Here is a 20,960-nt window from a genome sequence, read left to right on the forward strand (position 1 = left end):
GCGCAGTGTCCGAGGCCGGCCTGCGAGGATGCTTGATACAGATCAATCGTTGCGCAGAATGCGCTGCCCCTCTGCATCGACGTCCTCGAACTGCCCACGGTCCACGGCCCACCAGAGGGCGACGAGGATCAGCAGCACCAGCGCGACGGAGAGCGGAATGAGCAGGAAGAGGATGTCCATCAATGCCCCGCTGCGCTGCGGCCTGCAAGTCGCGCCGCATTGAGCACCACCACCAGCGAGCTCGCGGCCATGCCCAGGCCGGCCAGCCACGCAGGCAGCATTCCCATCGCCGCGAGCGGCACGCACAGCGCGTTGTAGCCCGCGGCCCACCACAGGTTCTGGCGGACCACGCGCATCGTGCGCTTCGCTTGCGCATGGGCAGCGGGAATCGCACCGAGGTCGTCGCCCATCACGATGAAGTCCGCACGCGCCTTGGCGAGCGGCACGGCGTTGCCGAGGGCGAAGGACGCATCGGCGCGGGCCAGCACAGGGCCGTCGTTGAGCCCATCGCCCACCATCGCCACGCCATGGCCCTCGTCCTGCAAGGCCTTCATGAAGGCCAGCTTGGCCTCGGGCGTGCAATCGCCGTGCACGCTGCGGATACCGGTCTGCTGCGCGACTGCGTGCGCAGCGGCGGCGCGATCGCCGGAAAGCAGGTGCACCGACAGGCCTTGCGACCGGAGCGCATCGATCGCGGCTGTCGCCTCGGCACGCACGTTCTCGTCGAGGACAAAGCTCGCGACCCATCCTTGCGCATCGCTCAGATGGACCTGCGGCGCGTCGGCACCCAACGGGACCACGCCGCAAAAGGCAGCCGAGCCCAGCAGCATGCGGCGCGTCCCGGCCTCTTCCTTCCCCTGTTCGACCATGCGAGCTTCCACGCCCATGCCGACATGCTCGATGGCCTGCACGAGCTTCCATGAAGAGGCAGGACGCGACGCGGCATTCCATGCGTCGACGAGGGCCTGTGACGCCGGATGGAGCGACTGCGCGGCGATGGCCGCTGCACGATCGAGCGCTTCACCGGCCTGCATCCCCGGCCGGCATCGGATGTCCAAGTGGCATGGCGTGTCCAGGGTCAACGTGCCCGTCTTGTCGAAGATCACCGTATCGACGGCCGCCAATTCCTCCAGCCCCTGGAGGTTGCGCACCAGCACGCCGTGCCGGGCCAGCATGCCCGCGCTGGCCAGCGTGGCCGCCGGCGTGGCCAGCGAGAGCGCACAGGGGCAGGTGACGATCAACACGGCGACCGCGACCATCAGCGCCTTGCCATGGTCCACCGGCCACCAGAAAGCCGCAGCCATCATGGCCGCGCACAGCACGAAAAACAGGAACGGTCGTGCCGCGCGGTCGGCCATCGAGGCGAGCCGGGGCTTGTGCAGCGAAGCGCTTTCCATCAGCGACACGATCTGCGCGAAGCGCGTGCCCTGCCCCACCGACTCGACCCGCACCTCCACCGTCGACGACAGGTTGTGGCTGCCGGCCAGCACGCGCGCGCCCCGGTCGCGCACCACCGGACGCGATTCGCCCGTGAGCAGGGCCTCATCCGCGGTGGTGCTGCCGAGGCTGATCACGCCGTCGGCCGGGAAACTCTCGCCGGGCCGCACGCGGACCACGTCGCCGCGCAGCAGGCGCCGGACCGCCACGCGCTCGAAGGCGCCGCTCATCGTCAGCCTGTCCGCGCTGTCGGGCTGGCGGTTCATCAGCGCCTCCAACGCGCCCGCGGTGCGGCCGCGCAGGCGCGACTCGAGCCAGCGGCCAGTGAGCAGGAAGAACACGAACATCGTGAGCGAATCGAAGTACACCTCGCCACCCAAGGTGCCCGAAGGATCGAAGGTGGCCGCGCTGCTCACGGCAAAGGTGATGACGATGCCAAGCGCGACAGGCAGCTCCATGCCGATGCGCAAGCCAGCGACATCGCGCAGCGCGGCAGCGAAGAAGGGCTTGCACGAGAAGAGCAGCACCGGCAGCGTCAGCACCCACGACGCCCACCGCAGCAACTGCGCCGAGTCGGCCGACATGTCGCCCGGCAGCGCGACGTACGCGGGATACGCGTACATCATCACCTGCATCATGCAGAGACCGGCCACCAGCCATCGCCACAATGCCAGGCGCTCTTCGTGCAGGCGGCGTTCGCGCACGAAGGTGTCGCCAGCGGGCACGAGCCGGTAACCCGCTGCCTCGGAGGCCCGGAACCAGGCGGACGGTGCAACCTGCGCTGCCGACCAGGTGAGGCGGGCGCGCCGGCTTGCGGCGTTCACCTCGACCTGCTCGACGCCGGGCACCCGGAGGAGCGCCGCCTCGACGGCGAACGCGCACGCGGCGCAATGCATGCCTTCGACCATGGCGTGCGATTCCCACCGGCCCGCATGCGGATCGCCGTCGAGCAGGCGGCTGAACGCCGACCATTCGGCAGGGTCGTCCAACACGGCTTCCAGCCCTCCCCCCGCTTGGGCGGCAGGGAATTCATCGGGTCCTGCCTGTTCGAGCGGGAGCGCAGCAGCTTGCATCCTGCAAGGCTAGGATCATCCACGTGACTCAAGCTTGACCTGCATCAAGCCTGCGCGATGCGGACGGCCTACGCTGGCAGCCATCAACACTTGGAGCATCCGAACATGTTCAAGCGCATCCTCGTCGCCACCGACGGTTCGACACTTTCGAAGAAGGCGGTGAGCAGCGCCATCTCGCTAGCGGCGCAGAACGATGCCGACCTGGTCGCCATCACCGTCGTGCCCCGCTATCCGAAGAATTATTTCGAAGGCGCGATGGCCTTCACGCCGGACGACATCGCACGCGTCGAGGGCGCATGGGCAGCGAAAGCCCAGGGCCAGCTCGACCAGGTCAGCAGCCTGGCCAAGGCGGCGGGCGTCCGCATCAAGACTGCGGCGATGAGCTCGGACCTCGTGGCCGAATCGGTCATTGCCGCGGCGAAGAAGCACAAGTGCGACCTGATCGTCATGGCCTCGCACGGGCGAAAGGGGATCAAGCGGCTGCTTCTGGGGAGCGAGACGCAGCACGTGCTGACGCATTCGACGTTGCCGGTGCTGGTGCTTCGGTAGATGAAGCCGGGCTTGGGGCAAGGCCTTCCGGACACCCAAAGCAAAAGCGGTGGGGAAAGATCTCCTGCAACTCGCATGGATGCTTGATTCTCAAGCAGAGTCTTTGAATTTGTACCCCCGTCTGTACCCCCAACTTGGTCGCGGTACCCCCTTCTCGCGCAATCACGGTCCGGCCAACCGGGCCCGCCTCATCTCGAGTCCAGTACACAGCGCCATCATGGCCCGCGCGCGCCGCCGTGGGCCGCCTTGGCGCACTCGGGGGCGCCAGACGGCACTGCAAGGAGCCAAAGAGTGCCGTTTGACCCGGTATTTTTGATGGTTTGGGTGTGTACTCATACCGAAATCTCAAAAAATAGACAAGAATCTGGCCACTATGTTGCTCAAGATGTCCTTCTCCAACTTCGGCAGCTTCGTCGAGCAGACGGACCTGTCCCTGCGCCTGACGCGTCGCGACGCGGTCCTCGGCTGGGACCGTACGACGAAGTCTGGACAACGCGTCAGCACAGCGATGGCCGCGCTAGGTGCTAACGGTTCCGGCAAGACCACCATGCTGAACGTCGGCGCCTTCCTGGCGCGGTTCATCCGCGACTCCTTCGAAGCCAAGCCAGACACGCGCCTGCCGTTCGTCAACCACCTGTCGCATGCCAAAGAGCCCTCGCGCTTCGAACTCGTGACGGAGGACTCAGAAGGCACGCAGTGGGACTACAACCTGGTCTGCACCACCACGCGGGTGATCAGCGAATCGCTCAAGCGCCGCCCGCTCGAAGGCAACAGGCGCGCGGTGTTCACGCGCGAGTGGAATGAGAAGACCAGCGCCTACGTGATCACGCAGCCCGGCGTCGAAGGCCTTCCCCTCAGCGAGGCGAAGAAGGTACGCGGCAACTCGTCATTCATCAGTTGGGCGCGCCAGTACGGCGTCGAGGTCGCACCAGGCCTTCTTGAGGGCCGCGCAGTCACCAACCTGTTGCGCAACAGGACTCGCGCAACTGGCGAATTTGCCTCACTCGTCGAGGCCTCGAACCAGTTCCAAGCGGCACCCTCGACCTTGCAGAGCGCGAGAGACCTGCTGTTGCGTCTGGACCTTGGCTTGAGCGATCTGCAGCTCCAGGCGCTGAGCCCATTGCCGACGGCAGCGAAGGTCGCGGGCGGCAGCCCGGCCGAGGAGCCGCAGTCTTACTTCCCGTATGGTGAGCACGCCTCGGCGGGCAACGTCTTCCTGCTGCCGTTCTCGATGGAGTCGGCGGGCACACGGTCGGCCTTTGTGCTACTGCGCTTCCTGCTGGAGGCGCTGGAGACGGGCGCGCCGGCCTTCATCGACGAGTTCGATGCGACACTTCACCCTCACATGCTGGAGCCGCTGCTGCGCCTGTTCAGCGACGAGGCGACGAACCCGCTCGGCGCGCAACTCATCTTCACCGTGCAGAGCCCCGAGGTCCTGGCGCTCCTCAAGCCACCGCAGGTGACCTTCGTCGAGAAGATCGATTGCGTGAGCAGTGCTTATCGCGGCGACGAGATCGGCGGCCTGCGCGCCACAGACAACATGCACGGCAAGTACATGGCCGGCGCTCTCGGCGCGGTGCCCCAGCTGTAGTGGCAGCGTCGAAGCAAGCCAAGCCCAGGCGCTGGGCCTCGAACGCCGTGCTCGCGGTCGGCGAAGGGCAGGCCGAGTACATCTTCATGCGACACGTCAAGGCGCTGTATCTCCCGCGCGCCTGCGGCACAACTGCCACCATCAAAGCGGCCACCGGCAAAGGAGCCGCCCGGGTCGTTGCCTACACAGCGTCGATCAGCAAGCTCGCCACCCACAACCGCGTCATCGCGCTTCTGGACACCGACACCGCCTGGACCGCCGCGGTCCGGGCACAGGCAAAGGCGGCCGGCATCATCGTGATCGAGGCGACGCCTTGCCTGGAAGCCGTGCTGCTGCACATCTCAGGCAACTCGGGAGAGCGAACGACGGCGCAGCACAAGGGCGAATTCAAGAAGGCCTTCGGCATGGAAGCACACGATGAGCGCATGCTGCGCGACGTCTATCCGAAGGGCTTCGACAAGGCCGCGCTCGAAGCGGCAAAGAGCAAAGTGCCCGCGCTTCTTGCACTCCTCGCGGCATTGACCGGAGCCTGACTACCGCGCCGATGCCACGCCCTGCGCCCAGCGGCTCTTCCAATGCGGCGAGGTAGCTCGCCGCGACCGCGGGGTCGTTCCGGACCAGCAGCACGCCCTCCGAGTTCGAGCGCGCCGCTGCCTGGCTGTAGTTGAACGAGGGCCCCATCCCCTCCGGCGGTCGAGGCACCGAGTGCGACGGGCACGCGCCCGGCGGTGATGGCGCGTGCGGACCGCTTCGGACCTATGCCTATATTCGCCGATGGACTTCACCGGCTTCCTTCTCTGGAAAGCGATCGCGCTGGTAGTGATCGCGTTCGTCGGCAACTTCCTTCACACGCTGATCACTGGCCGGTCGATAGAAGAGGCGCGGCGCGAACGCCGAGACTGAATGAAGCACGTGAATTTGCACGACCTGCGCCATTCCTGCGTCTCGATCCCGATCGCCAGCAGGGGCGGCCTCTACACCCGTCAGCACGATCCTCGGGCACGCGGCAGTGACCACGACGCAGCGCTACGCTCACATGCAGGTTGAACAGCAGCGCGTTGCGTTGGACAAGGCTTTCGCATGATTTTGCACAGCGGATTACACAGGGCAGACGCCGAATCGATCTGCTAAACGCTGTTTCTCGAATGGTGGGCGGTGGAGGTTTCGAACCTCCGACCCCAGCAGTGTGAATGCTGTGCTCTACCCCTGAGCTAACCGCCCTGATCGGAACCTGTGCAACCGCTTGGGTTGTTGGCACCGTCAGTATTGCTTCGCACGTTCATGCGAAGCCTCAGATTATGCCACAGAATTTTCAGCGTTCTGGCGAAACAGCGTGCGGCCGTTGCTGGCCTTGTCTAGTTGAAGCAACGCGGCCTCGTGTGCAGCGAGTTCCTGTTCGCCCGCCATCAACACCGGCAGAGTGAACTGGCGCAGGTCGATGGCGACGACCGTGCCGATCTCGGGTTCGTCCTGACCCACGTCGATCAGCAGCGCGTCCTGGCCGCGCGTGAGGTTGATGTAGACGTCGGCGAGCAACTGCGCGTCGAGCTTCGCACCGTGGAAGGTGCGGTTGGAGCGGTCGACACCGTAGCGGTCGCACAGCGCGTCGAGCGAGTTGCGCTTGCCGGGATACAGCTGCTTGGCCATGGCCAGCGTGTCGGTGACTTCGCCGACGAAGGTGTGCAACGGCGGCAGGCCGGCGAGTTCGAGTTCCTTGTTGAGGAAGCCGACGTCGAAAGCCGCGTTGTGAATGATCAACTCCGCGCCGCGCAGGTATTCGACGACATCGTTCGCAAGAATGCCGAACTTGGGCTTGTCGCGCAGGAAGTCCGTCGTCAGGCCGTGCACCTTGAGGGCGTCCTCATGGCTGTCGCGCTCGGGATTGAAGTAGAGATGGAGGTCATTGCCGGTGAGCTTGCGCGCGTACAACTCCACGCAGCCCAGTTCGATCACGCGGTCGCCGTTCTCCGCGGACAGGCCCGTCGTTTCGGTGTCTAGGACGATCTGGCGACTCACAGGCCTCTCCCGACTTGGCGCCGTGTGTCCTGGCCGCGCTCCCAGGGGCTGCGCGCTTGCTCGGCTGCGCTCATCAGTGATTTTCCTTGGCGTGGTTGATCGAATACTTCGGGATCTCGACGGTCACGTCCTGCTGCGCGAGGATGGCCTGGCAACTCAGGCGCGATTGGGGTTCAAGCCCCCAGGCGCGGTCGAGCAGGTCTTCCTCGGCTTCATCGGCTTCGTTCAGGGAGTTGAGGCCCTGGCGCACGATCACGTGGCAGGTGGTGCAGGCGCAGCTCATGTCGCAGGCATGCTCGATGTTGATCTTGTGGTCGAGCAAAGCCTCGCAGATCGAGGTGCCGGCGGGTGCGCTGATTTCGGCGCCTTGCGGACAGTACTCGGCGTGGGGAAGGATCTTGATCGTGGGCATTCGTTTTTTCTAGAGAGACTCGAGCTTGCGGCCCGACAGGGCGCGTGCGATGCCCTGGTTCATGCGCTGTGCGGCGAAGGCTTCGGTGCCGTCCGCGAGCGCCTTGGTGGCGGCTTCGACGACTGCGGCCTCATCGGCACCGCGTGCGTCGCGCAGCGCGTTCATCAGCGCTTCGATGGCGGCGCGTTCATCGGCATCGAGCAGGTCGCCGTCGGCATCGAGCGCGCTTTGCGTGGCCAGCAGCATGCGATCCGCATCGACGCGGGCCTCGACGAGGGCACGCGCCTGCATGTCGGCGGCGGCGGTCGAGAAACTCTCCTGCAGCATCGTGGCGATCTGGTCGTCCGACAGGCCGTACGAGGGCTTGACCGTGACATGCGCTTCCACGCCGCTGCCCTGCTCCTTCGCGCCAACGCTGAGCAGGCCATCGGCATCGACGGTGAAGGTCACGCGGATGCGCGCGGCGCCAGCGGCCATCGGCGGGATGCCGCGCAGTTCGAAGCGTGCGAGGCTGCGGCAGTCGGCGACCAGGTCGCGTTCGCCTTGCACGACGTGCAGGGCCAGCGCGGTCTGGCCGTCCTGGTAGGTGGTGAAGTCCTGCGCCATCGCGGTCGGGATGGTCTGGTTGCGCGGCACGATGCGCTCGACCAGGCCGCCCATGGTCTCGATGCCGAGGGACAGCGGGATGACGTCGAGCAGCAGCAGGTCGCCGGAGCCGCCGTTGCCCGCCAGCTGGTTCGCCTGGATCGCCGCGCCGAGCGCCACGACTTCATCCGGATTGAGGTTCGTGAGCGGCTCGCGACCGAAGAACGTGGCCATGGCGCGGCGGACCTGCGGCATGCGGGTGGCGCCGCCGACCAGCACGACGCCCTGGAGGTCGTCCGGCTTGAGCTTCGCGTCGCGCAAGGTCTTGCGCACGGCCGCAACGGTGCGGTCCGTGAGCGGCCGGGTTGCCGCGTCGAACTGATCGCGCGTCAGGCGCTGGTTGATGGTCCCGACCGACAAGCCCGCATGAAAGTTGACCGACTCGCCGGCAGTCAACGCCTCCTTGGCCGCACGTGCCGCGATCAGCAAGGCTGCCTTGTCGGCGCCGCTTTCGACCGTCAGGCCGGCCTGGGCCAGCACGTGATCGGCCAGCGCGTGGTCGTAGTCGTCGCCACCGAGTGCGGAGTCGCCGCCGGTGGCAATCACTTCGAACACGCCTTGGGTGAGCCGCAGGATCGATATGTCGAAGGTGCCGCCGCCGAGGTCGTACACCGCGTAGGCGCCTTCGCTGGCGTTGTCCAGGCCATAGGCGATCGCGGCGGCGGTCGGCTCGCTGATGAGGCGCAGCACGTTGAGGCCGGCCAGTTCGGCCGCATCCTTGGTGGCCTGCCGCTGGCCCTCGTCGAAATAGGCCGGCACGGTGATGACGGCGCCGTAGAGCTCGTCGTCGAAGCTGTCCTCGGCGCGATAGCGCAAGGTGGCGAGGATCTCGGCGCTGATTTCGACCGGCGACTTCACGCCGGCGATGGTGTCGAGCTTGACCATGCCGCCTTCGTCCACCAGGGTGTACGACATGGCATGGCGGTTGGCGATGTCCGCCATGCCGCGGCCCATCAGGCGCTTGGCGGAGGTGATCGTGTTGCCGGGGTCGTCGGTGCGAGCGGCCAGTGCGTCGTAGCCAATCTGGCGACGCTCGCGATCGAGGTAGCGCACCGCCGAAGGCAGCAGCACGCGCCCCTCGGTATCAGGAAGGCACTCGGCCACGCCGTTGCGGATCGCGGCAACGAGCGAGTGCGTCGTGCCCAGGTCGATCCCGACCGCGATGCGTCGTTGATGCGGGTCAGGCGCCTGGCCCGGTTCTGAAATCTGGAGTAGTGCCATCAAGCCTCCCGCCTGCGAGGCAGCAAATGCATGAAGTAGTGAGCGTGGGGGCGGTACATGCGTCTATTGTCCCCACTGTGCCGACTTGGCATCGATGTCTTCGGCGAAGCGCTCAATGAACATGAGGGCTCTGACCTGCCCGGCCGCGCCCGGGTAGTCGACGTTTTCATCGATGAGCCAATCGAGCGAGGACAGCGCGCGCACGCGGCTCGCGTCCACCTCGCCGCGTAGCCTGTCGGCGCCGGCTTCGTCATGGACCTCGTCGAGTTCCTCGCGCCATTCCATCTGCTGCATCAGGAAGTCAGCGGGCATGGCGGTGTTGTTCTCGGCATCGATCGGCGACCCGTTCAGCGCGCACAGGTAGCTCGCACGCTTGATCGGGTCCTTGAGCCGCTGGTAGGCCTCGTTGATGCGCACCGACCACTGCATCGCCACGCGTTGCGCGGCGGCGCCCTGGGCCGCGAATCGATCGGGGTGCGCCTCGCGCTGGAGTTCCTTCCAGCGCGCGTCCAGCCTGGCACGGTCCTGCGCGAACGTGGCGGGCACGTCGAACAGCTGGAAATCGGTGTCGTTGAGTTGCATGGCAATAAAAAGCCGCCAGCACATGACATGTTGGCGGCTCGAGGCTCCGGGAGCCGTGATTCAGATCCGGAAACTCTCTCCGCAGCCGCAACGGTCGCGCTCGTTCGGGTTCAGGAACTTGAAGCCTTCGTTCAATCCTTCGCGCACGAAATCGAGTTGCGTCCCGTCGATGTAGGCCAGGCTCTTGGGGTCGACCAGGACCTTCACGCCGCGGTCCTCGAAAACGACATCCTCGGGCGCCAACTCGTCCACGTACTCGAGCTTGTAGGCCAGGCCCGAGCAGCCGGTGGTCTTGACGCCCAGCCGCACACCCACGCCCTTGCCCCGTTTACCGAGATAGCGGGTGACATGACGCGCGGCTGCTTCAGTGAGCGTAACGGCCATTTCAGTGCGTCGCTTCCGTCGCGGCGACGGCCGCGCCGTGTTTCGCCTTGTAGTCGTTCACGGCTGCCTTGATCGCGTCTTCCGCGAGGATCGAGCAGTGGATCTTGACCGGCGGCAGCGCCAGTTCCTCGGCGATCTGCGCGTTCTTGAGCGCAGCAGCCTGGTCGAGCGTCTTGCCCTTGACCCATTCGGTCACGAGCGAGGACGAGGCGATGGCCGAGCCGCAGCCGTAGGTCTTGAAGCGGGCGTCTTCGATCACGCCGGTTTCCGGGTTGACCTTGATCTGCAGCTTCATGACGTCGCCGCAAGCCGGCGCGCCGACCATGCCGGTGCCTACCGTGTCGTCGCCCTTTTCGAAGGAGCCGACGTTGCGGGGATTCTCATAGTGGTCGATGACCTTGGATGAATATGCCATGGGGTTACCTCTTTTGATTCTGCGGGTTCAGTGCATCGCGATCAATGCGCTGCCCATTGAATGGTGCTGATGTCGATGCCGTCCTTGAACATCTCCCACAAGGGGCTGAGTTCGCGCAGCTTCGCCACGTTGTGCTTGATGGTGGAGATCGCGTAGTCGATCTCTTCCTCGGTCGTGAAGCGGCCGATGGTCATGCGCAGGCTGCTATGGGCCAGTTCGTCGCTGCGGCCGAGTGCGCGCAGCACATAGCTGGGCTCCAGGCTGGCCGAGGTGCAAGCCGAGCCCGACGACACCGCCAGGCCCTTGATGCCCATGATCAGCGACTCGCCTTCGACATAGTTGAAGCTGATGTTCAGGTTGTGCGGCACGCGGCGCTCGAGATCGCCATTGATGAACACCTGCTCGATGTCCTTCAGGCCGTCGAGCAGGCGCTTCTGCAGCGCGGCCGCCTTGGCGATGTCCTCGTCCATCTCGAGCTTGGCGATGCGGAAGGCTTCGCCCATGCCGACGATCTGGTGCGTGGGCAAGGTGCCCGAACGCATGCCGCGCTCGTGGCCGCCGCCGTGCATCTGCGCTTCGAGCCGCACGCGCGGCTTGCGGCGTACGTACAGGGCGCCGATGCCCTTGGGGCCGTAGGTCTTGTGCGAGGCCAGGCTCATCAGGTCGATTGGCAGCTTGGCCATGTCGATGTGGACCTTGCCGGTGGCTTGCGCCGCGTCGACGTGGAAGATCACGCCCTTTTCGCGGCAAGCATTGCCCAGCGCGACCACATCCTGGATCACGCCGATCTCGTTGTTCACGAACATGACGCTGGCGAGGATGGTGTCGGGGCGGATCGCCGCCTTGAACTTGTCCAGGTCGAGCAGGCCGTTGTCCTCGACGTCGAGATAGGTCACCTCGAAGCCCTGGCGCTCCAGCTCGCGCATGGTGTCGAGCACGGCCTTGTGCTCGGTCTTCACCGTGATCAGGTGCTTGCCCTTGCCCTTGTAGAAGTGCGCGGCGCCCTTGAGCGCCAGGTTGTTCGACTCGGTGGCGCCGGATGTCCAGACGATCTCGCGCGGGTCGGCGCCGATCAGGTCGGCGACATCGCCGCGGGCCTTCTCGACGGCCTCTTCCGCCTCCCAGCCCCACGCATGGCTGCGGGATGCCGGATTGCCGAAGTGCTCGCGCAGCCAGGGGATCATCGCGTCGACGACGCGCGGGTCCACCGGCGTGGTGGCGCCGTAATCAAGGTAGATCGGGAAATGAGGAGTGACGTCCATGGCTGGCTCGGGCTGGCGAAGGATGGGGTTGATGATGTCGTCAGGGACAGCGCCCGCAGGCGCCGGCCCGGTCAGGATTTGGCGAAGACGTTGCCGAGCGCGAACACCGAGTTGGGTGCGTTGACACGGATCGGCTTGACCACCGGCTGCGGCGAAATCGCGCGCTTCACGACCGGCTTGTTCTCGACCTGCACGCCCTTGGCCAGCTGGTCGTCGACGAGCTTCTGCAGCGTGACCGAGTCCAGGAATTCGACCATGCGCTGGTTCAGCGAGGCCCAGAGTTCGTGCGTCATGCAGCGACCGGCTTCGCCGAGGCAGTTTTCCTTGCCCCCGCACTGGGTGGCGTCGATCGGTTCGTCGACCGACACGATGATGTCGGCCACGGTGATTTCAGAGGCCTTGCGGCCGAGCGAGTAGCCGCCGCCGGGGCCGCGGGTCGATTCGACCAGTTCGTGGCGACGCAGCTTGCCGAACAGCTGTTCCAGGTAGGACAGCGAAATCTGCTGCCGTTGGCTGATCGCGGCCAGCGTGACCGGACCCGTGTTCTGGCGGAGTGCCAGGTCGATCATCGCAGTGACCGCAAAACGGCCTTTGGTGGTGAGGCGCATCGCAAGCTCCTTGTGTGCTTACCGTTGAAATGACACCGTGCCGGGTAGGCTCGGTAGCGTCGTCTCCGCCCTTCCCGGCTCTTAACCATTGGTGTTGCTATCCGGTTGGAGCCGGCCCTTCATCGGGAGTTCGGTTGTTGTTGACTATTTCGGTCAAGTATACCAGAAAGCCCTCCGGCTTGCTCGGGTAAACCCCGATCGGCCGCGGGGAAGATTCAGGCGCGCGATTCGCCGGGCGTCAGCACGGCGATGTTGTCGCCGCCGCGCGCGCCGAAAGCCTGCTCGCGCAGCAGCGCCAACTGGTCGCGCACACGGGCCGCCTTCTCGAATTCGAGGTTGCGTGCGTGCTCGAGCATGAGCTTCTCTAGCCGCTTGATTTCGCGGGACACGTCCTTTTCGCTCATGTCCTCGACCTTGGCCCGCTCGAGTTCCTGCTTGGCCATTTCCTTGCCGGTCTTCTCGCTGTAGACGCCATCGATCAGGTCCCGCACCTGCTTGACGATGCTGCGCGGCGTGATGCCGTTCGCCTCGTTGTGGGCGACCTGCCGGGCGCGACGGCGCTCGGTCTCGCCGATGGCCTTCTTCATCGAGTCGGTCATCTTGTCGGCGTAGAGGATCGCCTTGCCGTTGAGGTTGCGGGCGGCCCGGCCGATGGTCTGGATCAGCGAGCGCTCGGCGCGCAGGAAGCCTTCCTTGTCGGCGTCGAGGATGGCCACCAGCGACACCTCGGGGATGTCCAGGCCTTCCCGCAGCAGGTTGATGCCGACCAGCACGTCGAACGAGCCCAGGCGCAGGTCGCGCAGGATTTCGACTCGTTCCACCGTGTCGATGTCGCTGTGCAGGTAGCGCACCTTGACGCCGTTGTCGCTCAGGTAGTCGGTGAGTTGCTCGGCCATGCGCTTGGTCAGCGTAGTGATCAGCACGCGTTCGTTCTTCTCGACGCGCAGGCGGATCTCGCCGAGCACATCGTCGACCTGGTGCGTGGCCGGGCGCACTTCGACCTCGGGATCGATGAGGCCGGTCGGTCGCACGAGCTGCTCGACCACGTTGCCGGCATGGTCCTTCTCGTACTGCGCGGGCGTGGCCGACACGAAGATGGCCTGCCGCATGCGCGTTTCGAACTCGTCGAACTTGAGCGGCCGGTTGTCCAGCGCCGACGGCAGGCGGAAGCCGTATTCGACCAGCGTGGTCTTGCGCGCGCGGTCGCCGTTGTACATGCCGCCGAGCTGGCCGATCATTTGGTGACTCTCGTCGAGGAACATCAGTGCGTCCTTCGGCAGGTAATCGGTCAGCGTGGCGGGCGGGTCGCCGGGTGCCGCACCCGAGAGATGGCGCGAGTAGTTCTCGATGCCCTTGCAGTGGCCGATCTCGGCGAGCATTTCGAGGTCGAATCTGGTGCGCTGTTCCAGACGCTGCGCCTCGACCAGCTTGCCTGCGCCGACCAGTTCCTTGAGCCGGCCGGCGAGTTCGATCTTGATCGTCTCGACGGCGGTCATCACCTTGTCGCGTGGCGTCACGTAGTGGCTCGACGGGTAGACGGTGAAGCGCGGGATCTTCTGGCGGATGCGCCCGGTGAGCGGGTCGAACAGTTGGAGGGTCTCGATCTCGTCATCGAAGAGTTCGATGCGGATCGCAAGCTCGCTGTGCTCGGCCGGGAACACGTCGATGGTGTCGCCACGCACGCGGAAGGTGCCGCGCGAAAAATCCTGCTCATTGCGCGTGTACTGCATGCGAATCAGTCGGCCGATCACGTCGCGCTGGCCGATCTTGTCCCCCACGCGCATGATGAATCGCATCTGCGTGTAGTCCTCTGGCGTGCCGATGCCGTAGATGGCGCTCACCGTGGCCACGATCACCGTGTCGCGACGCTCCAGCACGCTCTTGGTGGCCGACAGTCGCATCTGCTCGATGTGCTCGTTGATGGACGAGTCCTTCTCGATGAACAGGTCGCGCTGCGGCACGTAGGCCTCGGGCTGGTAGTAGTCGTAGTAGCTGACGAAATACTCGATCGCGTTGTGCGGGAAGAACTCGCGGAACTCGCTGTAAAGCTGGGCGGCCAGCGTCTTGTTGGGCGCGAACACGATCGCCGGGCGACCCAACCGGGCGATCACGTTGGCCATCGTGAAAGTCTTGCCCGAACCCGTGACGCCGAGCAGCGTCTGGAACACCTCACCGTCCTCCACGCCGGTGACGAGGCCTTCGATGGCCGTGGGCTGGTCGCCGGCCGGGGGATAGGGCTGGAACAGCTCGAAAGGCGACCCGGGAAACTTGACGAACTCGCCCTCTTTCACAGGGCCGACAGGCTCGGCATGTTGCCGTTCGGGGATGACTTCGGTGATTTCAGGCATGGGGTTCGGGAGAAATGCGGCCCGGTCGGTAAAATTCAAGCGAACTCGTTAGGCTAACCGAGTACGCCGGGATCCGTGCCGGTGTACGGGCCCCGAGCACCTGCGCAAGCCGGGCGACACCCCGGCTGCATCGAATTTCATCCGAAGGACTTTTCTCCATGTCTCTGTTCACCGCCGTCGAAATGGCGCCGCGCGACCCGATCCTGGGCCTCAACGAACAATTTGCCGCCGACAGCAATCCCAACAAGGTCAACCTGGGCGTCGGCGTCTATTACGACGACAACGGCAAGCTTCCCCTGCTGAACTGCGTGAAAGACGCGGAAGCCGACATGATGAAGGCGCAGACAGCGCGCGGCTACCTCCCCATCGATGGCATCGTGGCCTATGACAACGCTGTCAAGGGCCTGGTGTTCGGCGCCGACAGCGAGCCGGTGAAGTCCGGTCGCGTGGCCACCATCCAGGCCATCGGCGGCACCGGCGGCCTCAAGGTGGGCGCGGACTTCCTGAAGAAGCTGAGCCCGGACGCCACCGTGCTGATCAGCGATCCCAGCTGGGAAAACCACCGCGCGCTGTTCACCAACGCCGGCTTCCCGGTGGAAAGCTACCCCTACTACGACGCAGCCACGCGCGGCATCGACTTCTACGGCATGCTGGCTGCGCTCAACGCCGCGGCCCCGGGCACCATCGTCGTGCTGCACGCCTGCTGCCACAACCCGACCGGCTATGACATCACCGCGGCGCAGTGGGACCAGGTCATCGCCGCCGTGAAGGAGCGCAATCTCACGCCCTTCCTCGACATGGCCTACCAGGGCTTCGGCAACGGCATCGCCGAAGACGGCGCGGTGATCGGCAAGTTCGTCGAGGCCGGCCTGACCTTCTTCGTCTCGACCTCGTTCTCCAAGAGCTTCAGCCTGTACGGCGAGCGCGTCGGCGCCCTGTCGGTCCTGTGCGAGAGCAAGGAAGAAGCCGCCCGCGTGCTGTCGCAACTCAAGATCGCGATCCGCACGAACTACAGCAATCCGCCGATCCACGGCGGCGCCGTGGTTGCGGCCGTGCTCAACGACCCGGCCCGCCGCGCGGTCTGGGAAGCCGAACTGGCGGAAATGCGCGTCCGCATCAAGGCCATGCGCCAGAAGTTCGTCGACGGCCTCAAGGCCGCCGGCGTGCAACAGGACATGAGCTTCATCACGACGCAGATCGGCATGTTCAGCTACTCCGGGCTCAGCAAGGACCAGATGGTGCGTCTGCGCAATGAATTCGGCGTCTACGGCACGGACACTGGCCGCATGTGCGTGGCTGCGCTGAACAGCAAGAACATCGAATATGTGTGTAGATGTGTCGCCGAGGTGATCTAAACAATCACTTTTTGTAGGATTCACCCTACACGCATCGCGGCGCACGCTGATACATTGCACTGCAACATTTACATAACAGGGTGCCCCCGATGCTTTATCAGTTCTACGAAGCGCAGCGCTCCTTGATGGAGCCCTTCTCGGACTTCGCGCAAGCCGCCTCCAAGCTTTATGCCCCCGGCGCCATCTGGGGCCAGTTGCCGATGGCGCAACGCATGGCGGCGGGCTATGACCTGCTCTATCGCCTCGGCAAGGATTACGAAAAGCCCGAGTTCAACATCAAGGGCGTGAAGGTCGAAGGCGACGACGTCGTGATTCAGGAGGTCATCGAACTCGACAAGCCCTTCTGCCAGCTGCGCCGCTTCAAGCGCTTCACCGACGACCCGCAAACCCTCCAGAGGCTGAAGGCGCAGCCTGTGGTGCTGGTGGTGGCGCCGCTGTCGGGTCACTACTCGACCCTGTTGCGCGACACCGTGCGCACCCTGCTGCAGGGCCACAAGGTCTACATCACCGATTGGAAGAACGCGCGCATCGTGCCGATGTCCGAGGGTGAATTCCACCTCGACGACTACGTCAACTATGTGCAGGAGTTCATCCGCCTGCTCCAAGGCGAGTACGGCAACTGCCACGTGGTGAGCGTGTGCCAGCCGACGGTGCCGGTGCTCGCTGCGGTCTCGCTGATGGCCAGCCGCGGCGAACAGACCCCGCTCACGATGACGATGATGGGCGGCCCCATCGACGCGCGCAAGTCACCGACCGCCGTCAACAACCTCGCGACCAACAAGAGCTTCGAATGGTTCGAGAACAACGTGATCTACCGTGTGCCGCAGGGCTTCCCGGGCGAAGGCCGGCGCGTGTATCCCGGCTTCCTGCAGCACACCGGCTTCGTGGCGATGAACCCCGACCGCCACGCCAGCAGCCACTATGACTACTTCAAGGACCTGATCAAGGGCGACGACGCCAGCGCCGAGGCGCATCGCAATTTCTACGACGAGTACAACGCCGTGCTGGACATGGACGCGGACTACTACCTCGAAACCATCCGCACGGTGTTCCAGGAGTTCGGCCTGGTCAACGGCACCTGGGACGTGAAGAACCCGCAAGGACAGGTCGAACGTGTGCGGCCGCAGGACATCCGCACCACCGCGCTCCTGACCGTCGAAGGCGAACTGGACGACATCTCCGGCTCGGGCCAGACCAAGGCGGCGCATGCGCTCTGCACCGGCATCCCGTCGGCCCAACAAGAGCACTACGAAGCCAAGGGCGCGGGCCACTACGGCATCTTCAGTGGTCGCCGCTGGCGCGACATGGTGTATCCGAAGGCCGCGGCGTTCATCGCGGCGCATGACCAGCCGCAGAAGCGCGCCGGCTCGACCACGCCCATCACCGCCGAAGACACCATTCGCGCGCCGCAGAAGCGCGTGGCGCAAGCGGCGACGAAGGCTGTGCGCAAGAGCGCTGCGGCGCCTGCGAAGACGCGCCGCGCCGCGCGCTGATTCCTTTCGGCTGCCGGTTGACATGACGCCGCTGGCAGTGCGCATCCACGCCGCACTGCCGCAGACGCAGTGCACCCGCTGCGGCTACCCCGATTGCGCCGGTTATGCCGAGGCCGTCGCCAGCGGCGAAGCCGGCATCCACCAATGCCCGCCGGGCGGCGCCGAAGGCATCGAGCGACTGGCCGCGATCACGGGCCAGCCGGTTCGCCCGCTCGGTGCGGAGTTCGGCGTCGAAGGGCCGCGGCGCATGGCCGTGATCGATGAGGCCTGGTGCATCGGTTGCACCTTGTGCCTGGATGCCTGCCCCACCGATGCCATCCTGGGCATCCACAAGCGCATGCACACCGTGATCGAGCCGCATTGCACTGGCTGCGAATTGTGCATTCCGGCATGCCCGGTCGACTGCATCTCGCTCGAGGACGTGACGCCGGGGCGCAGCGGCTGGCAGGCCTGGTCGCAACGCCAGGCCCAGGACGCGCTGAAGCGCTATGCCCTCCATGCCGCTCATCGACCAGCGCGTGGACAGCAAGAATTGACTGAACCAGACGAGGCGCCCGCGCCCGCCGTGGACCGCAAGCGCGCCATCGTCGAAGCGGCCCTGGCGCGCGCGCGTGCGACCGCCGCGAAAAGACCATGACCCTCGACACCCTGCTGCTCTTCTTCTTCACCTCCTTGCTGCTGGCGATCACGCCGGGGCCGACCATGCTGCTGGCGCTGTCGAACGGCATCTCGGGTGGCATGCGGCGCGCAGGCTGGGGCATCGCGGGTGCTTCGATGGGCAGCGCGACGGTGATCACCGCGGTGGCGCTGGGCCTGGGTTCGTTGATGGCGGCGTCGGAGTTGCTGTTCAACGCGCTGCGGGTGGCGGGGGTGATCTATCTCGTGTGGCTGGGCGTGAAGCTCTGGCGCACACCGCCGCCAGACGTGCATGCCGCGCTGGCCGAACAAGGCCAGTCGCCGCAAGGCGGACGCGCCCTGCTGCGCAGCCTTGCGGTGGCCTTGTCGAACCCCAAGTCCGTGTTGTTCTTCGCGGCCTTCCTGCCGCAGTTCATCGATACCGCGCAGCCGCAGGTCCACCAGTACATGGTGCTCGGCGCAATCTTCGTGTCGCTCGACACCTGCGTGATGCTGGCCTATGCAGGCGCCGGAACGCAGGCCATGCGCTGGCTGTCCAGGCGCAGCCTGCAGCGGCTCAACCGCGGCTGCGCGGCGGGGATGTGGGCGCTGGCCGCGATGCTCGCGTTCTGGCGCCGGCCTGGCGTCTGAACGCGGGGGCCTTCAGGCGCGCGGCTTCCACAGCAGCAGGAGCACGCCCGACAGCACAACCGTGACGGCGCCCCATTCGAACGGCGTGACCGTCTCGCCTGCGATCAGCACACCGAGCAGCATCGCGATGACAGGGTTGACGAAGGTGTAGCTCGACGCGAGCGCAGCGGGTGCGCGGGCCAGCAGGACCATGTACGCATTGAACGCGACCAGCGAGCCGAACCCCACGAGGTAGGCCCAGGCCGCCACGGCCAGCGGTTGCGGCGGCCAATCGAAGGATTCGCCGTGCAATGCAGACAGCAGCATCAGCACGGCGCCGCCGCAGATCATCTCGCTGGCGAAGCCCATCGCGCCGTCGGCCAACGGCAGGGTTCGCTGGCTCAATACGCTGCCGACGGACCAGCAGATGCAGGCCGTGGCGATGGCCGCCAGGCCGGCAGGAGAGGCCTGGAATCCGCTGCCCTGCGTGAGCAGCAAGACGCCGGCCAGACCCAAAGCGATCCCGACCGCTTCGAGCTTGCGCGGCACCACGCCCCAGAACAGGTTCAGCAGCGCGATCATCAGCGGCACGACGGCAATGAAGGCCACGACCAGCCCGGAGCCCACCGATACCTCGGCGAAGGCCGTGCCGCCCATGCCGCCGCCCAGCATCAGGCCGCCGATGACCAGCGCGTTGCGCCACTGCTTGCGCGTCGGCCATGCGGCGCCACGCCAACGCATCCAGGCGGCCAGCAAGGCGCCCGCGACGAGGAATCGCGTGCCCATTTGCAGGAAGGGCGCGAAGCTCAGCAACGCGTACTTGATGGCCAGGTAGGTCGAGCCCCAGACCAGCCACGTGGCGGCAAGGCAAAGCACCAGCAGCGGCGGCAGGCCGGGGCGCGCGGCAATGGGCGCCCGCTCGTCGGCGGGCGTGAGTGAATCCAAGGCAGGCATCCGGTTCAATTCCTTGCAGGCAGCATAGGCCTCCAATGCTATGAAGGCCGGGCGCGCAAAACCATGCGCGACTCACGGTCCTTCATTCAGAATGCCGTGAATTCAAAGGAGATTCATGGACGTGACCTTGAACCCCGCATTGGACGCCTACGACACCCGCATCCTGGCCGAGCTGCAGGCCGATGCGCGCCTCACGATGGCCGAACTCGGCCGCCGCGTCCACCTGAGCCAGCCGGCGGTCACCGAACGCGTGCGCAAGCTCGAAGCCTGCGGCGTGATCAGCGGCTATCGCGCGACTGTGGATCTATCGAAGCTCGGCTATGGCATCCGCGCCATCATCCGCGTCGGGCGCGCGGAGTACGCGCGCGTCGTCAAGCTGGTGCAGCAGACCCCCGAATGCATCAATGCCTACAACGTGACGGGAGACGACAGCTGGGTGCTGGAGATCGCGGTGATCGACGTTGCGCACCTCGACGCGGTGGTCACGAAGTTCTGCCTGCTGACCGAGACCGCGACCTCGATCATCCTGAATCCCGCGCGCGAGCATCAACCGATGCTGCCGCCGCAGCGCTCGGATGTGAAGCCGCCGATCCGGAAAGTGACGAATGCCTGAAATCGGCGCGATGGCGACACCGACGGCCCGCCAAGCCGGTTCCGTGGTGTTTCTGGAAAAAGGCTCAATCTGCCGGAGCTGATTGCAACGCGCCGAAGGCCGCGACCACCTCGGGCGGCGCCTGGACGAGTTCGATCAGGACGCCCTCGCCCGCGATCGGGAATTCGTCGTTCGCCTTCGGGTGGAGGAAGCAGATGTCGAAGCCGGCGGCGCCCTTGCGGATGCCCCCGGGGGCGAAGCGCACGCCCTTGGCGCTCAGCCATCCGACGGCCACGGGCAGGTCGTCGATCCACAGGCCGATGTGATTGAGCGGCGTGGTGTGCACCGCCGGCTTCTTGTCGGGGTCGAGCGGCTGCATCAGGTCGACCTCGACCTTGAACGGGCCGCTGCCGATGGCGCAGATGTCTTCATCGACGTTCTCGCGTTCGCTGCGGAAAGTGCCGGTGACCTCGAGGCCGAGCATCTCGACCCAGAGCTTCTGCAGGCGCAGCTTGTCCGGGCCGCCGATCGCGATCTGCTGGATGCCCAGCACCTTGAAGGGGCGCAGGGGCGTTGCCCCCACGAGCGGGCTGCTCGCGCCTTGGTTCGTGCTCGTGTTCGTGTTCATGCGAACTCCAGGATCACCTGGTCCACCGCGAGCGACTCGCCCTTGTCCGCCGAGATCGTACCGACCACGCCATCGTGCGAGGCAAACAGCACGTTCTCCATCTTCATCGCCTCGATCACCGCGAGCTTCTCGCCCGCCTGCACCTTCTGG

General features: G+C 65.7%; 23 protein-coding genes, 1 tRNA gene and 1 pseudogene. 9 read left to right on the plus strand and 16 right to left on the minus strand.

What is annotated here, in order from left to right:
* Positions 1 to 42: 42 nt before the first annotated feature.
* Together ccoS and HCU76_RS32520 are read right to left on the minus strand one after the other, a co-directional pair.
* Positions 43 to 180 (minus strand): cbb3-type cytochrome oxidase assembly protein CcoS, encoded by a 138-nt coding sequence (gene ccoS, locus HCU76_RS32515; protein WP_213953919.1) that lies wholly within the window; start codon positions 178 to 180, stop codon positions 43 to 45.
* Positions 180 to 2,510: a cation-translocating P-type ATPase gene (locus HCU76_RS32520; protein WP_218511563.1), complete on the minus strand. Its 2,331-nt coding sequence runs from the start codon at positions 2,508 to 2,510 to the stop codon at positions 180 to 182. The genes ccoS and HCU76_RS32520 overlap by 1 nt, the downstream gene beginning before the upstream one ends.
* A 105-nt stretch (positions 2,511 to 2,615) precedes the next feature.
* On the opposite strand from HCU76_RS32520, the gene HCU76_RS32525 reads away from it, so the two are divergent.
* The 3 genes from HCU76_RS32525 to HCU76_RS32535 all read left to right on the plus strand — a co-directional run bounded on the left by HCU76_RS32525 (position 2,616) and on the right by HCU76_RS32535 (position 5,183).
* Positions 2,616 to 3,059, plus strand: coding sequence for a universal stress protein (locus HCU76_RS32525; RefSeq protein WP_218511564.1), 444 nt, complete (start codon positions 2,616 to 2,618; stop codon positions 3,057 to 3,059).
* Between the two features lie 385 nt (positions 3,060 to 3,444).
* Positions 3,445 to 4,650, plus strand: a complete 1,206-nt coding sequence (locus tag HCU76_RS32530) for an ATP/GTP-binding protein (RefSeq protein ID WP_218511565.1) — start codon at positions 3,445 to 3,447, stop codon at positions 4,648 to 4,650.
* A 47-nt stretch (positions 4,651 to 4,697) separates the two neighbouring features.
* Positions 4,698 to 5,183 carry a hypothetical protein gene (locus tag HCU76_RS32535; protein WP_213953915.1) on the plus strand — a complete coding sequence of 162 codons (486 nt, stop codon included), beginning with the start codon at positions 4,698 to 4,700 and terminating at the stop codon, positions 5,181 to 5,183.
* Here the strand turns inward: HCU76_RS32535 and HCU76_RS36980 are convergent.
* Positions 5,184 to 5,322: pseudogene (locus HCU76_RS36980) on the minus strand (phospholipase D family protein); the annotation flags it as partial. It abuts the gene before it with no gap.
* Positions 5,323 to 5,424: 102 nt separating this feature from the next.
* Between HCU76_RS36980 and HCU76_RS36985 the strand changes: the two are divergent.
* Complete coding sequence (locus HCU76_RS36985; RefSeq protein WP_256354640.1) at positions 5,425 to 5,553, plus strand: hypothetical protein; 129 nt, start codon at positions 5,425 to 5,427, stop codon at positions 5,551 to 5,553.
* Between the two features lie 243 nt (positions 5,554 to 5,796).
* Here the strand turns inward: HCU76_RS36985 and HCU76_RS32540 are convergent.
* From HCU76_RS32540 to uvrB, 10 genes are all read right to left on the minus strand, one after another.
* Positions 5,797 to 5,871, minus strand: a tRNA-Val gene (locus HCU76_RS32540).
* Between the two features lie 75 nt (positions 5,872 to 5,946).
* On the minus strand, positions 5,947 to 6,666 hold the full coding sequence (gene dnaQ, locus HCU76_RS32545) for a DNA polymerase III subunit epsilon (RefSeq protein ID WP_213953914.1): 720 nt from the start codon (positions 6,664 to 6,666) through the stop codon (positions 5,947 to 5,949).
* Between the two features lie 73 nt (positions 6,667 to 6,739).
* Complete coding sequence (fdx, locus tag HCU76_RS32550; protein ID WP_213953913.1) at positions 6,740 to 7,078, minus strand: ISC system 2Fe-2S type ferredoxin; 339 nt, start codon at positions 7,076 to 7,078, stop codon at positions 6,740 to 6,742.
* Positions 7,079 to 7,087: 9 nt separating this feature from the next.
* Complete coding sequence (hscA, locus tag HCU76_RS32555) at positions 7,088 to 8,944, minus strand: Fe-S protein assembly chaperone HscA (RefSeq protein ID WP_213953912.1); 1,857 nt, start codon at positions 8,942 to 8,944, stop codon at positions 7,088 to 7,090.
* A gap of 63 nt (positions 8,945 to 9,007) precedes the next feature.
* Positions 9,008 to 9,526, minus strand: a complete 519-nt coding sequence (gene hscB, locus HCU76_RS32560; protein ID WP_218511566.1) for a Fe-S protein assembly co-chaperone HscB — start codon at positions 9,524 to 9,526, stop codon at positions 9,008 to 9,010.
* Positions 9,527 to 9,586: 60 nt separating this feature from the next.
* The gene (iscA, locus tag HCU76_RS32565; protein WP_218511567.1) at positions 9,587 to 9,910 is read right to left on the minus strand and encodes an iron-sulfur cluster assembly protein IscA; all 324 of its coding nucleotides are present in this window, start codon (positions 9,908 to 9,910) and stop codon (positions 9,587 to 9,589) included.
* Position 9,911: 1 nt separating this feature from the next.
* The gene (iscU, locus tag HCU76_RS32570; RefSeq protein WP_218511568.1) at positions 9,912 to 10,325 is read right to left on the minus strand and encodes a Fe-S cluster assembly scaffold IscU; all 414 of its coding nucleotides are present in this window, start codon (positions 10,323 to 10,325) and stop codon (positions 9,912 to 9,914) included.
* A gap of 41 nt (positions 10,326 to 10,366) precedes the next feature.
* The gene (locus HCU76_RS32575; RefSeq protein WP_218511569.1) at positions 10,367 to 11,587 is read right to left on the minus strand and encodes an IscS subfamily cysteine desulfurase; all 1,221 of its coding nucleotides are present in this window, start codon (positions 11,585 to 11,587) and stop codon (positions 10,367 to 10,369) included.
* Between the two features lie 71 nt (positions 11,588 to 11,658).
* Positions 11,659 to 12,195: a Fe-S cluster assembly transcriptional regulator IscR gene (gene iscR, locus HCU76_RS32580; protein ID WP_213953907.1), complete on the minus strand. Its 537-nt coding sequence runs from the start codon at positions 12,193 to 12,195 to the stop codon at positions 11,659 to 11,661.
* 215 nt (positions 12,196 to 12,410) lie between these two features.
* Positions 12,411 to 14,543: an excinuclease ABC subunit UvrB gene (gene uvrB / locus HCU76_RS32585; protein ID WP_218511570.1), complete on the minus strand. Its 2,133-nt coding sequence runs from the start codon at positions 14,541 to 14,543 to the stop codon at positions 12,411 to 12,413.
* A gap of 158 nt (positions 14,544 to 14,701) precedes the next feature.
* On the opposite strand from uvrB, the gene HCU76_RS32590 reads away from it, so the two are divergent.
* The 4 genes from HCU76_RS32590 (at position 14,702) to HCU76_RS32605 (ending at position 18,657) form a co-directional block, all read left to right on the plus strand.
* Positions 14,702 to 15,898, plus strand: coding sequence for an amino acid aminotransferase (locus tag HCU76_RS32590; RefSeq protein WP_213953905.1), 1,197 nt, complete (start codon positions 14,702 to 14,704; stop codon positions 15,896 to 15,898).
* Positions 15,899 to 15,987: 89 nt separating this feature from the next.
* Positions 15,988 to 17,391: a polyhydroxyalkanoate depolymerase gene (locus tag HCU76_RS32595; protein ID WP_218511571.1), complete on the plus strand. Its 1,404-nt coding sequence runs from the start codon at positions 15,988 to 15,990 to the stop codon at positions 17,389 to 17,391.
* Positions 17,392 to 17,401: 10 nt separating this feature from the next.
* On the plus strand, positions 17,402 to 18,028 hold the full coding sequence (locus tag HCU76_RS32600; RefSeq protein ID WP_256354642.1) for an RnfABCDGE type electron transport complex subunit B: 627 nt from the start codon (positions 17,402 to 17,404) through the stop codon (positions 18,026 to 18,028).
* A complete protein-coding gene (locus tag HCU76_RS32605; RefSeq protein ID WP_213953902.1) occupies positions 18,025 to 18,657 on the plus strand; it encodes a LysE family translocator in 633 nt (210 codons plus the stop codon). Before HCU76_RS32600 ends, HCU76_RS32605 begins: the two co-directional genes overlap by 4 nt.
* A 12-nt stretch (positions 18,658 to 18,669) precedes the next feature.
* On the opposite strand, the gene yedA is transcribed toward HCU76_RS32605, so the two are convergent.
* Positions 18,670 to 19,590, minus strand: coding sequence for a drug/metabolite exporter YedA (gene yedA, locus HCU76_RS32610; protein ID WP_218511573.1), 921 nt, complete (start codon positions 19,588 to 19,590; stop codon positions 18,670 to 18,672).
* A 115-nt stretch (positions 19,591 to 19,705) separates the two neighbouring features.
* Between yedA and HCU76_RS32615 the strand changes: the two genes are divergently transcribed.
* Positions 19,706 to 20,203 (plus strand): Lrp/AsnC family transcriptional regulator, encoded by a 498-nt coding sequence (locus tag HCU76_RS32615; protein ID WP_218511574.1) that lies wholly within the window; start codon positions 19,706 to 19,708, stop codon positions 20,201 to 20,203.
* Between the two features lie 64 nt (positions 20,204 to 20,267).
* Here the strand turns inward: HCU76_RS32615 and HCU76_RS32620 are convergent, their stop codons facing one another.
* Positions 20,268 to 20,810, minus strand: coding sequence for a VOC family protein (locus HCU76_RS32620; protein ID WP_256354641.1), 543 nt, complete (start codon positions 20,808 to 20,810; stop codon positions 20,268 to 20,270).
* Positions 20,807 to 20,960, minus strand: a 154-nt coding sequence (locus tag HCU76_RS32625; RefSeq protein ID WP_218511576.1) for a biotin/lipoyl-containing protein, incomplete at its 5' end; no start/stop codon positions are given. The genes HCU76_RS32625 and HCU76_RS32620, both read right to left, overlap by 4 nt.

The organism is Variovorax sp. dw_308 (assembly GCF_019207085.1).
Taxonomy (GTDB): Bacteria; Pseudomonadota; Gammaproteobacteria; order Burkholderiales; family Burkholderiaceae_C; genus Variovorax.